Genomic DNA, 12,425 nt, shown 5'->3' on the forward strand with positions numbered 1-12,425 from the left:
AACTCACTCCCACCCAGTCCCCCGACGCCCCGGCAGTACAGGTTCCGAAGTCGACGCCTTGCGTAGGTGGTCGGCCAGTGACTTCGTTGCCGGGGATGCCGGGCCCGTTTTGGCGCCCCATGCCAGGAGGTGGTGGCGGCGGGCCCAGGGGTCCTGGAGTTCGCATACGTCCAGGGGCTGGGTGGGGTCGATCACTCGGCGCGGGACGATCGCGAGGCCCACGCCCGCTGCGGCCAAGGCCACCAGGACGTTGAGGTTGGCGACCGTGGTGCGGTGGCGTACCACCGGTGCGTGGGGGCCGACATGCCTCTCGATCCAGCGGCGCAGCGAGGCGCCGGCGTCGAGACCGACGAGGGGGTGCTCGGCGGCCTCGCTGTAGGTCAACGACGTACGCCCCGCGAGGATCCCGCCGGGCTGGCCGACCACCACGAGGGAGTCGTCGCCGAGGGGTTCCATCGCCAGACCGCAGTCGCGGGCCTCGTCGTCCAGGACGATGCCCAGGTCCGCCTCGCCGTCGGCCAGCATCCGCACGATCTGCGGCGTGCGCTTCTCGGAGACGCGTACGTCGGTGTCCGGGTGCGCCCGGAGGAACGAGACCAGGGCCTGCGGCACGAGTCGGTGCACCGCCGAGCCTCCGCCGAGGAGGGTCAGCGGCGCGGTCGGGGATCTCGTATAGCTCGCGACCGCGCTCTCCAGCCGCACGGTCTGGGCGAGGACCTCGCGCGCGTGCCGGGCCAGCGTGGACCCCGCCGGGGTGGGGCGCACTCCCCTGCGGCCGCGGATCAGCAGCGCCACTCCTGCCTGCTGCTCAAGGGAGCGGACCCGCGCGCTGGCCGACGGCAGACTCAGGTGCATCCGGCGGGCACCCGCCGTGATCGACCCCTCCGTCACGATGTCGAGGAAGAGCCGTAGATCGTCCAGGTCGTAGCGCACGCTCGTGAGCCTAAGGCACAGCCTTAGGCTGGGTACACCGATAACGCATTGTGGGCCCGCCCGTCACAGGGCGATGCTCGGCGGGTGCCCGAAATTCTGCTCGTCCTGCTGGCAGGCATCGCCGCCGGAGCGCTGAACTCCGTCGGCGGCGGAGGCACGTTCGTGGCGCTGCCCGCGCTGGTCGCGGTCGGCCTGTCCCCGGTGACGGCGAACGCGTCGTCGACCATCGCCCTCGTGCCGGGTGCCGTGGCCAGCGGATGGGTCTACCGACGCGAACTCACCCCGGTCGGGGCGACGTCCACCACAGCGCTGACGGTCATCAGTGTGATCGGAGGCGGACTCGGCGCCGCCCTGCTCCTCACGCTCCCCGCGGCGTCGTTCGACGCCGCCGTGCCCTGGCTGCTCGCCTTCGCCACGGTGGTTCTCGCCTTCGGCCGCCGCCTCTCCCGCGCGGTGAGCAGTGCGCTCGGCCGCGAGATCGGCATCAGCTCCCGGGCCGTACTGATCGGGCAGTTCTTCTTCGCTCTGTACGGGGGATACTTCGGCGGCGCCGTAGGCATCATGATGTTCGCCCTGTGGGGCATCGGCCTCGGCCTCGACACCGCGGTCAGCAATCCGATGCGGGTCACCCAGATCGCGGCCATCAACCTCAGCGCGACCGCGCTGCTCCTCGTCGCATCGGACGCACTGAGCGCCCCGCTCGTCCTGGCCCCCATGTTCGTCGGCGCACTGGCGGGCGGCTTCGCCGGCGCCCACTTCGCACGCCGCCTCTCCGACCGGCTGCTGCGGAGCATCATCCTGACCACCGCCGTGACGATGACCGTCCTCTACTTCGTGCGCGGTTGAGGCCGATCGACATGGACGACGAGGACTTCGCTACCGCCGTGTCGCCGTACGCGGCTTGCACCGAATCGCCGTACACCGACGCGGCGCGCGCACGTCTCGCGATGGCCCACGAGGCGTGCGACCTTGCCGACCTCGCGCGTGCCGCCGTACCGGTCGGCGAGCATGAGCTGCTTCCCGACGGCACCGCAGGCTCCCCCGGATCCGTACTGGCCGACGCGGCGCTGGTACTCAGGGCCGCGCACCGGTTCTTCGAGGCCGCCGCCGTGACCGAGCGCCTCGGTGGTGCGAGCTGGCAGGTCATCGGCGACGTCCTGGGCGTGGACGCACGCACGGCGCGAGCACGCTTCGCCGCGGCCGAGTCCTGCTTCCGGGAGGAGATCTCCCCCGACAGCGACTTCGACCGCGACCACGAGCACCGCCCCGACCGCGACCGCGACCACGAACTCAGCGAGGCAGGCCCGTGGTGGCGGGCCTACACCCTCGGCAACCCACTCGAAGCCGCACGCGACCTCGACGACTGGGTCCTGCGCCACGAGGACGGGGACGCCGACCTCGGCCCCGCACCCGTCTCCGGTGGCCTGGCAACACAGAGCAACAAGTGGAGCCCGCTGGAAGGCAGTTGAAGCCCGCGCCATGTCATGGGTGAGAACCGGCCCCGTCCATTCCGGGCGCGTCCCGCCCCGCCGCGCGCCCCGCCAACGGATGCGCCGACGGGGAGAGTTGACGCCACCTGCGTCGACGCCTGCGCGGATGACCGCCACGCGCACCGGTAATTGAGGGGTTAATAGCCGCCGAAATCCACCTGTATCAGCAAACGGGCGCAGCTCCTACTCTGTGAGGCGCACACGCGGGGGATCACTGTCCGTCTTCCACGGAGGTTGGCAATGTCTGCGTTGTCCGAGGGGATCTACCTGCTCAAGAACGAGGCGAGCGGGCTGTACGCGGGAGTGCAGGGAGCCAGGACCGCACAGAGCGTCCCGGTCGTGCAGCAGGAGCTGAACCCGCAAGGAGCCGCCCGGCACAGTCAGTTGTGGCATCTGCGGCCCGACGCCGCCGAGGAGGGTGCCTGGACGCTGCAGAACGTGCACAGCACCTTGCGCATGGACCTCATGACCGGCCGCGGCCGCGTGGGCTCGCCGGTGCAGCAGTGCCCACCGGAGACCCGGCAGGACCTGCTGGCGTCCCAGCTGTGGCGGCCGGTGGCGGTCGGCGACGACCGGTACACGCTGGCCAACGTGAACAGCGGCCACCTGCTGTCCGTCCACGACGACAGCAGCGCGCCCGACGCGGCCCTGGAGCAGGCCGGCAAGCCCACCATGGGGCCCCGCCCCGCACAGGAGTGGCGCTTCGAGCGGGTGCCGAGTCGCGGCGAGGTCAAGGCGTTCGACGCGCTGACGGCCACCGTGGTCTCCGCCGGGGGCGGCATCCTCGGCTCGGTCCTCGGTTCCCTGAGCGGCGCGGCCAAGCAGGCGCTCGACGCGGGCGGCGGGATCTTCGAGTCGGCGGCCAAGGCGATCCCGGACAGCGGCACGCCCTACGTACGCTTCGAGGGCTTCCGCGGCGACGAGTTCATCCGCTTCTCCAAGCGGCGCGGCATCGAGGCAGGACCGCGGAAGCTCGCCGACCAGTTCCCGCACCTGCCCAAGCCCTTCAGCGACGGCTTCGACGCCGTCGGTCCCGCTGCCAAGCGCGGCGGTCACACGTATCTGGGCTTCACCGGGGGCCAGGCCGTCGAGTTCTCCGACAAGGGCCACGGCCCCGTCCAGGACGCGGAGCACTTCCTGCACCACGCCCTGCTCGAACAGGTCGGCGAGCTGTGCGACGTCACCGGCTTCGGTGCCGACGGAGGAAGGCTGCTGGTCTTCGGCCGCAGGGACACCTGCACCGCGGGGGTCGGCCCGGTGCGTGGGCCGTCCCACCAGCGGTTCCAGCTGACGGCCGCACCCGATGCCTTCGGGTTCGGGCCGGACGCGGCGACCACGGCCGTCAGCGAATCCACGGCGCACTATTTCCTCACCAAGGGCGACGAGTTCGTCGTCGTCTCCGAGGACAAGCTCATCCAGGGCCCGGCCAGGCTCACCGAGGCCTACCCGTTCCTCGACGGCCTCTGGATGTAGCCAACGGCGCCGTCGCCGGCGTCCGCACCCGGTCAGGTCCGGTCCCGTCGGGCGCACCGCCGACGGGGCCGGGCCGCAGCCTGGCACGGCCGCTATCCCGCGGCTTCGCCCAGGGCATCGAGCACCGGACGGATCAGCGGGTGCTCCTCCGCCCCGCAGCGCACCGCCGCGAACACCCGGCGGGTGGGAGCCACGCCCTCCACGGGGCGGATCACCACCCCCGAGACGTCCATGCCCCGCAGCGCCGACCGCGGCACCAGGGCCACGCCCGCCCCCGCCGATGCCAGGGCGACCACCGCCCGGAAGTCGTCCGACCAGTGTTCGAGCAGGGGCTGGAAGCCCGCGGCCTCGCAGGCGAGTATCACCACGTCATGGCAGGGGTTGCCCGCGAAGGGACCGATCCACGCGTCCTTGGCGAGCTCCGCGAGCGGCACGCGCTCCGCCGCCGCGAGGCGATGCGTCTCGGGGAGCACCGCGTCGAACGGCTCCGCGTACAGCGGGACCCGCGTGAGGCGCGGATCGTCCGCGCCGGGAGCGCCTCGGTACTCCACCGCCACGGCGACGTCCACCTGCCGGTCGAGCACCATCGGCAGGCTCGCGTCGCCCTCCGCGTCCTGGACCCGCACCCGGATCCCGGGCGCCGCGGACGAGAGACGGGCCAGGGCGGGACCGACCACCAGGGCGATCCCCGTGGCGAAGGACGCCACGGTCACCGTCCCGGCCGCGCCCGAGCTGTACGCGGCGAGCTCCGCCTCGGCCCGTTCCAGCTGGGCGAGGACCGCGTTCGTGTGGGAGAGCAGGATCTCGCCCGCCGGGGTGAGACGGACCCCGCGGGCACCCCGCTCGACCAGGCGGTGGCCCGTCTCCTGCTCCAGGGCCGTCAGCTGCTGGGACACCGCGGACGGCGTGAGGTAGAGCGCGGCGGCAGCGGCCGTGACCGTGCGGTGGTCGGCCACCGCACGGAGGATGTGCAGCCGCCGCGCTTCAATCATGAGGCCGATTCTCCCAAACCACCGGACGCACCCGTACCAGCGGCCTCAGCCGGAGGCTCAGGTGCCCGAGGCGTCCAGCTCCGCCCGCGCCGCCACGAAGGCGTCCACCGCGCGGTTCACGTCGTCCGTGGAGTGCGCGGCCGACAGCTGGACGCGGATACGGGCCGCGCCCTGCGGCACCACCGGGTACGAGAAGCCGATCACGTACACGCCGCGCTCCAGGAGCAGCTCGGCCATGCGTCCCGCGACCGAGGCGTCGCCGATCATCACGGGGGCGATCGCGTGGTCGCCCGGCAGGATGTCGAAGCCCTCCTCGGTCATCCGCGAGCGGAAGAGCGCCGTGTTCGCAGCGAGCTGTTCCCGCAGATCGCCCGCCGACTCCAGGAGGTCGAGGACCTTCAGGGAGGCCGCCGCGATCACCGGGGCGAGCGTGTTCGAGAAGAGGTACGGGCGCGAGCGCTGGCGAAGCAGCGCGACGATCTCCGCGCGAGCGGCGACGTAACCGCCGGAGGCGCCGCCGAGCGCCTTGCCGAGCGTGCCCGTGATGATGTCGACGCGGTCCATGACGCCGTGCAGCTCGGGCGTGCCGCGGCCGCCGGGGCCGACGAAGCCGACGGCGTGCGAGTCGTCGACCATCACCATCGCGTCGTAGCGGTCGGCGAGGTCGCAGATCTCCCGCAGCGGGGCCACGTACCCGTCCATGGAGAAGACGCCGTCGGTGACGACGAGCTTGCGGCGCGCGCCGCCCTCGGAGGCCTCCTTCAGCTGCTGCTCCAGGTCCGCCATGTCGCGGTTGGCGTAGCGGAAGCGGCGGGCCTTGCTCAGCCGGATGCCGTCGATGATCGAGGCGTGGTTGAGGGCGTCGGAGATGACGGCGTCCTCGGCGCCGAGCAGCGTCTCGAAGACTCCGCCGTTGGCGTCGAAGCAGGACGAGTAGAGGATCGTGTCCTCCTGGCCGAGGAACGCGGACAGGCGCCCCTCCAGCTCCTTGTGCACCTCCTGCGTACCGCAGATGAAGCGCACGGACGCCATGCCGTAGCCCCAGCGGTCCAGGGCCTCGTGGGCGGCGGCGACCACCTCGGGGTGGTCGGCGAGACCGAGGTAGTTGTTCGCGCAGAAGTTCAGTACGTCGCCGGGGCGGCCTCCCGCGGTGACGGCGACCGTGGCGGACTGCGGGGTGCCGATGACGCGCTCGGGCTTGTGCAGGCCTGCGGCGCGGATCTCGTCGAGGGTGGTGCGCAGGTCGTCGCGTACGGAGTCGAACATGCTTGATTCCTTCAGCAGCTGAGGCGGTCGGGACGGTCGGGGTTCAGGAGGTCCAGTCGAGGATGACCTTGCCGCCGCGGCCGCTCGCCGCGTCGTCGAAGGCCGCCTCGAAGTCACGGTGGCCGTACCGGCCGGTGATCACGGGGGCGAGGTCGAGGCCGCCTTCGAGCAGCACGGACATGGAGTACCACGTCTCGAACATCTCGCGGCCGTAGATGCCCTTGATCGTGATCATGGAGGTGACGATCCGGGACCAGTCGACGGCGAATTCCTCGGCCGGCAGACCGAGCATGGCGATCTTGCCGCCGTGCGTCATGTTGGCGAGCATGTCGCGCATCGCGACGGGGTTGCCCGACATCTCCAGGCCGACGTCGAAGCCCTCGCGCAGGCCCAGTCCGCGCTGGCCTTCGGCGATCGAGGTCTCCGCGACGTTCAGGGCCAGGCTCGCGCCGACCTTGCGGGCGAGCTCCAGGCGCTCCTCGCTGACGTCCGTGATGACGACGTTGCGGGCACCCGCGTGCCGGGCAACGGCCGCGGCCATCAGGCCGATCGGTCCCGCTCCGGTGATCAGGACGTCCTCGCCGACCAGCGGGAAGGAGAGCGCGGTGTGCACGGCGTTGCCGAACGGATCGAAGATCGCGGCCACGTCGAGGTCCACGGGGACGCGGTGCACCCAGACGTTCGCGGCGGGCAGCGCGACGAACTCCGCGAACGCCCCGTCCCTGCCGACGCCGAGCCCGACCGTGGCGCGGCACAGGTGTCGGCGGCCCGCCTGGCAGTTGCGGCACTTGCCGCAGACGAGGTGGCCCTCGCCGCTGACCCGGTCGCCGATCTTGATGTCCGCGACGTCACGCCCGGTCTCGACGACCTCGCCGACGAACTCGTGCCCGACGACCAGCGGGGCCTCGATCGCCTGCTGCGCCCAGCCGTCCCAGGCCCGGATGTGCAGATCGGTGCCGCAGATCCCGGTGCGGAGCACCTTGATCAGGACGTCTGAGTGGCCGATCACCGGCTCCGGTACGTCCATCAGCCGGAGCCCTGGCTCCGCCTTCTCCTTGACCAGCGCCTTCACCGCAGCGGCTCCTGTCGTACGTCGCTTCTTCCCCCGACGACACAGGAATCTTCCTTACGGCGGCGCCCTGGTCCATCGAGGATTTCTTAAGCGCCGCCGCAGCTTTCCTTCAGGCCCCGCCCAGAGCCCTGCCCGCTAGCGGGTCTGACCCCGCTCGAAGTACGCGACGAGCTGAGGATCAAGGTCCGGAACCTCCCGCGGAACGCCCCCGTCCCGCAGCGACTGCGTCGCGCGCACGCCCGCCGCCACCGCCATCCGGGCCGCGACGGGCGAGGTGTCGGTGCGCCCTCCCTCGCGCACGAACCGTACGAACTCGTCGATGAGCAGCGGGTCAGAGCCGCCGTGCCCGCCCTCGTCCTGGGCGTCGGGCACCGGGTACTCGGCGTCGGCCTCGGGGCGGTAGGACGAGCGCCGCTGGTTCCAGACCTTCACCACTCCCCCGGGGCCGTCGCCGAAGTTCTCCAGGCGGCCCGCGTCCCCGATGACGGTGTAGTTGCGCCAGTAGTCGGGCGTGAAGTGGCACTGCTGGTAGGAGGCCAACACCCCGTTGTCGAGGCGCATGTTGACCAGGGAGACGTCCTCCACGTCGATGACGGGGTTGAGGTCGCGCTGGGTGTGCGGCGGCCAGTGGCCGTCCTTGCTGTACCAGTCGTCCGTCTTCGGCTCGCCAGGCTCGCGGCGGTGCGGGTTGTCCCCGTAGACCATGAGGTCGCCGAGGGCCTGCACCTGGCGGGTGTAGCCGTCGGCGAGCCAGTGCAGGACGTCGATGTCGTGGGCGGCCTTCTGGAGCAACAGGCCGGTGGTGTGCTGCCGTTCGGCGTGCCAGTCCTTGAAGTACCAGTCGCCTCCGTAGGCGACGAAGTGGCGTACCCAGACCGTCTTGACCTCGCCGATGTCGCCGCGCCCGATGATGTCGCGCATCAGCCTGACCACGGGCATGTGGCGCATGTTGTGGCCTACGTAGAGCCGCGTTCCCGTCTCGTACGCGGTCCGCAGGATCTCGTCGCAGGCCTCGATGCCGATCTCCAGCGGCTTCTCGACGAAGACGGGCTTGTTCTCGCGCAGCGCCTCGCAGGCGAGCTGCGCGTGGGTGTGGTCGGGGGTGAGGATCACGACGGCGTCGACGTCCGGGTCCTCGACGACCTTGCGGTGGTCGGTGGATATCAGGGCGCCGGGGAAGGCCACGGCCGCCTCCGTCCGGGCGGTCACGTCGTGGTCGGCGAGCGCGGTGACGCGGGAGCCCGCGCCGGGCCGGTGGGCGGTTCGGGCGAGCGAACCGCGCAGGCCGTAGCCGAGGACGCCGAGACGGAGGTCGGTCATGGTGTGCCTTTCCGTACAAATACCTGTGCGAGTGCGGGTGTTGCCTATGTACGTGCAGGGTGCACGAGTACGTGGGCGAGCGCCACGCGTCCCGTGCCGGTGAGCTTGATCCTTATGTATCTGGCTTCCGCGTCCGTGTCGAGGAGTGTGGGCCGAAGGGATCGTCCAGTGACGTGCAGGGTCGTGGCGTCGGCGAAGTCCGCGGTCCTGGCGAGCTGCACGTCGAAGTCCGCCGTGGTCATGGAGGTGTTGTTCCAGACCTCGACCTGTCCCACGCGCCGCGCGTCACCGAGGTCGACCTGCCACCAGGCGCCCGGTTCGGACAGCGTGCGGGTGTCGGTGGAGGTGTCCCCGTCGGTCGCGTACGAAGCGTCGGCCGCGCCGTCCGTGGAGGACTGGGACGCGGTGCCTTCGCGGGCGAGGTCCGGGCGGAGCTGCTCGGCCGGGGCCCCGTGCGCGCCCGCGCGTGCCGCCACGGCGAGCGCTACGGCGGGGAGCCGGTCGAGCTCGGTGTGGTTGCCCTCCATCGTCGATCCGGTGCCGGTGAGGGCCGGTGCGTCGGTGTCGGTCCAGTTGCCGGTGGCGTGGTTCTGGATGCCGTAATCAGCCCAGTTCGAGACCCACTTGTAGCCGATGCGGGTGATGACGTTGCCTTCGACGCGGATGTACGAGGACTGCTCGTCGAGGTAGATGCCGTTGCCGTCGCGCTCGGTGTTCCCGTAGGCGGAGCGGTTGATGTAGTTGCCGGAGACGACCGTGCCGGGCTGGGCGCCCTGGGTGTAGATGGCGCCCCCGTCGTGCTGGGCGTACTCGACGCGCATCACGTTCGTGATCCGGTTGTTCGTGACCCGGTTGTCCCTCAGGACCGACTTCTGCGCCTCCGGCTGGTTCCAGCCCCAGCCGACGGAGATCCCCGAGTAGGGCAGGTCGTCGAGGGTGTTGTGGTCGACGGTCAGCTCGGCCTCGTATCCGGCCCAGATGCCGACCGCGTCGGTGTACTCGACGCCGGTGCGGCGGATCGTGTTGTACGCGACGGTGTTGCGCTCACCGGCGAGTTCCGTCTCCGGCTTCGGCTCGGTGTCGCCGACGTACACGGCTCCGGACGACAGGTCCGTGAAGCGGGAGCGGGTGACCGACGTGTCCTTGGTGCCGGCTTCGAGGACGACTCCGGCGCCGCCCAGACGCGTGAACTCGGCTCCGGAGACGGCCACATGGCGACTGCCGCGCACGGTCAGCGCCGCGCTCGGCTTCGTGTAGTGACGGCCCGCGTGATCGACCGGGCCACTCGTCCCGGTGAGGGTGAGACCGGCCTGGGTGCCCGCGTATCCCTCGTCGGTGGAGGGCTGGCCGTACGCGGCGTACGCGAAGCCGATGCCCTGCACGCGCAGGTCGTGGGCGCCGTCGACGACCATGAGCCGCTCGGTCACCGGGGTGAGCACGCGCGCGCGGCCCATGTCCTCGCCCTTGCGCGGGAGGTAGGTGACGGTGCGCTCCTCGGAGTCCCAGACGAACTCGCCCGGCTTGTCCAGGAGTTCACGGGCGTTCTCGAAGAAGGCGACCTGGGAGTAGCGCGCCGAGTCGACGGTGGTGGAGTCCCAGGCGGGGCCCGTACGGTTCGTGCCGCTGGCCGAGTTGGTCCAACAGGGCTGCGCGAAGGTGAGGTTGTCCCCTGCCACGCCCGCGATCCGGCAGTGGTAGTCGCGCCAGCGGACCTTGATGACGGCTTCCGCGTCGGTGGGCCGCTGCCACGTGGCGATGCCGGTGGCGGTGGCGCCCGTCATGCCGGTCTTCGTCGCGTCACAGATGCTCGCCGCGCAGGCCGCGCCCCGCGCGCGCCGGGCCCGGTCGCCGTTCACGAACAGCTGGCGCGGGGTGACCCCTTCGGGGACGTCCGCCGTCCAGGTGCCGTCGGCGGCCTTCCCCCACCCGGTCAGCGCCCGGCCACCGGACAGGACGGGGCGGGCACCGCGCGCGGCGGTCCAGGTGACGGTGTGCCCGTCACGCCCTGAGTCGGCCGCGCCCAGTTTCAGCGGCTCTCTCAACTCATAGGTACCGCCCGCGAGTTCGACGCGTACGTCACGCCCGCTGATGGTGCGGGCCGCGTCACGGGCGGCCTGCGGGGAGCACGGGCGGGCGGTGGTGCAGGACTCCCCCGAGGCGTTCGGGGCGACGTGGAGGATCTTGGGGCCCGGGGCGGCCTGGACTGCTCGGGCGGCCTGGGCAGCCTGGGCGGTGCTCTGCGGGGCGATGACCGCTCCGACGGCCGCGACGGCGATGACCCCCGCGGCGATACGTGGACGCTTGCCCGCGCCCTGTCGCCGCCTCACTTCGCGACACCCCAGTCCGGGTGGCCCGGCATGGGCGGGTTGTCGAGGTCGAACAGCCAGTGGTTCAGGAACGTGCCGACCGAGGCGTCGCCGGTGACCTCGACGGCGTTGGCGATGAAGTCCTGGGTGGTGGCGTTACCGTGCCGGTGCTTACCCAGCCACGACTTCATGACGGCCTCGAACTGCTCCTGCCCGATCTGCTGGTTGAGGGCGTAGAGCGAGACCGCCGCGCCGTCGTAGATGTTGAAGCCGCCGAGCCCGGTGGGCTTTCCGGGCGGGCCGTCGGTCTTGCGGACCGCGTCGAGCTTGGCGTACGCGGTCTTCATCTTCTCCTCGATGGGCTGGAACCCCTTCTGGTCCGCCCACACGGCCGCGTAGTAGACGGCGGGTCCTTCGTTCATCCACGCGTCCTGCCAGGTGGCGGGGGTGACGGAGTCGCCGAACCACTGGTGGGTCAGCTCGTGGACCATGGTGGTCGAGTAGGTGGGCTTGTCGAACCACGAGGGGCCGAACAGCGACAGGGTCTGGTTCTCCAGCGCGTCGCTGTAGCCGTCGCGCACGATCTGTACGCCGTACGTGTCGAACGGGTAGCGCACGCCGAGGGTCTTCTCCAGCCACGCCAGCTGCCCGCCGGTCTCCTCGGCGATGGGCTTGTACTTGGCCTGCTGGTCCTCGGGGACGAGGTGGCGCAGCTTCACTCCGTGCGGGCCGCGCCCGTAGAGGTAGGTCTGCTTGTTGACGGAGATCCCCAACAGCTCGGGCGCCATGGGTGACTTGAGGGAGAAGTCCCAGGTCTTCTTGGCATCGGCGGCGTCTCGGGTGCCGGTGAGGTTGCCGTTGGCGCCGGGCGTCCAGCCGTCCGGGGCCGTGAGGTGGAAGGACCAGGTGGCCTTGTCGGAGGGGTGGTCGTTGACCGGCGCGAAGGTGTCGGCGCGGGAGGCCTGGGCGGCGGAGGCGAAGCCGCCGTCGGACATGTAGCGCCAGCCCGGTTGGCTGACCGGCTTGGTCTTTCCGTTGCCGTGGTAGGTCAGTTCGACGTCGAAGGCCCGGTGGTCGCGCAGGCCGCCCGCCGGGGTGACGGTGAGCTCCTGGCCGCTCTGGCCGGGACCGATCGCCCACGTGGCCTTCTTGCCGTTGACCTTGATGGCGTCGATGGCCAGCGAGTCGACGTCGAGGTTGAAGGACGACAGGTCCTGGGTGGCTCTCGCCTTGATCTTCATGGTGCCGGTGAAGTCGTACGTCACCGGTGTGAAGTCGAAGGAGAGGTCGTAGTGGCGCACGTCGTAGCCGCCGTTGCCGAGCGTCGGGAACAGCGGGTCGCCGACGCCGTCCGCACCCGGGGCCGGGTCGAAGGGCGCCGCGTGGGCGGGGAGGGCGAGCGCGAGGGTGGCGGCCGCGGCTGCGGTCGCCGTCGCGGCGCGGACGGTGGTCCGGGTACTGCGAGCGCGTACGGTTCGGGTCCTGTTCTCAGCCATGGGGCCGCAACGTAGTAATCGCTTACTGTTGCCGTCAACACCCAGGAGCCCCTCCGCTCTTGGACTTTTCCACCCCC

At 71.1% G+C, this 12,425-nt stretch carries 10 protein-coding genes; 3 read left to right on the top strand and 7 right to left on the bottom strand.

Annotation, left to right across the window (positions count from 1 at the left end; translation table 11 throughout):
* Positions 1–3: 3 nt before the first annotated feature.
* Positions 4–933, bottom strand: a complete 930-nt coding sequence (locus M4V62_RS07445; RefSeq protein ID WP_249586433.1) for a LysR family transcriptional regulator — start codon at positions 931–933, stop codon at positions 4–6.
* An 84-nt stretch (positions 934–1,017) separates the two neighbouring features.
* Between M4V62_RS07445 and M4V62_RS07450 the strand changes: the two genes are divergently transcribed.
* The 3 genes from M4V62_RS07450 (at position 1,018) to M4V62_RS07460 (ending at position 3,896) form a co-directional block, all read left to right on the top strand.
* On the top strand, positions 1,018–1,779 hold the full coding sequence (locus M4V62_RS07450) for a sulfite exporter TauE/SafE family protein (RefSeq protein WP_249586434.1): 762 nt from the start codon (positions 1,018–1,020) through the stop codon (positions 1,777–1,779).
* A gap of 11 nt (positions 1,780–1,790) precedes the next feature.
* Positions 1,791–2,402, top strand: a complete 612-nt coding sequence (locus tag M4V62_RS07455) for a hypothetical protein (protein ID WP_249586435.1) — start codon at positions 1,791–1,793, stop codon at positions 2,400–2,402.
* A gap of 261 nt (positions 2,403–2,663) precedes the next feature.
* Positions 2,664–3,896: an RICIN domain-containing protein gene (locus M4V62_RS07460; RefSeq protein WP_249586436.1), complete on the top strand. Its 1,233-nt coding sequence runs from the start codon at positions 2,664–2,666 to the stop codon at positions 3,894–3,896.
* Positions 3,897–3,988: 92 nt separating this feature from the next.
* On the opposite strand, the gene M4V62_RS07465 is transcribed toward M4V62_RS07460, so the two are convergent.
* The 6 genes from M4V62_RS07465 to M4V62_RS07490 form a co-directional block, all read right to left on the bottom strand.
* The gene (locus M4V62_RS07465; protein WP_249586437.1) at positions 3,989–4,888 is read right to left on the bottom strand and encodes a LysR family transcriptional regulator; all 900 of its coding nucleotides are present in this window, start codon (positions 4,886–4,888) and stop codon (positions 3,989–3,991) included.
* 57 nt (positions 4,889–4,945) lie between these two features.
* Positions 4,946–6,154: a glycine C-acetyltransferase gene (locus tag M4V62_RS07470; protein WP_249586438.1), complete on the bottom strand. Its 1,209-nt coding sequence runs from the start codon at positions 6,152–6,154 to the stop codon at positions 4,946–4,948.
* A gap of 43 nt (positions 6,155–6,197) precedes the next feature.
* A complete protein-coding gene (gene tdh, locus M4V62_RS07475; protein ID WP_249586439.1) occupies positions 6,198–7,226 on the bottom strand; it encodes an L-threonine 3-dehydrogenase in 1,029 nt (342 codons plus the stop codon).
* A gap of 135 nt (positions 7,227–7,361) precedes the next feature.
* Positions 7,362–8,546: a Gfo/Idh/MocA family protein gene (locus M4V62_RS07480; RefSeq protein WP_249586440.1), complete on the bottom strand. Its 1,185-nt coding sequence runs from the start codon at positions 8,544–8,546 to the stop codon at positions 7,362–7,364.
* A 44-nt stretch (positions 8,547–8,590) separates the two neighbouring features.
* Complete coding sequence (locus M4V62_RS07485) at positions 8,591–10,795, bottom strand: galactose-binding domain-containing protein (RefSeq protein WP_249592729.1); 2,205 nt, start codon at positions 10,793–10,795, stop codon at positions 8,591–8,593.
* 74 nt (positions 10,796–10,869) lie between these two features.
* A complete protein-coding gene (locus M4V62_RS07490) occupies positions 10,870–12,348 on the bottom strand; it encodes a M1 family metallopeptidase (protein ID WP_249586441.1) in 1,479 nt (492 codons plus the stop codon).
* Between the last annotated feature and the right edge of the window lie 77 nt (positions 12,349–12,425).

The sequence above is a fragment of the Streptomyces durmitorensis genome, from assembly GCF_023498005.1.
Classification (GTDB): domain Bacteria; phylum Actinomycetota; class Actinomycetes; order Streptomycetales; family Streptomycetaceae; genus Streptomyces; species Streptomyces durmitorensis.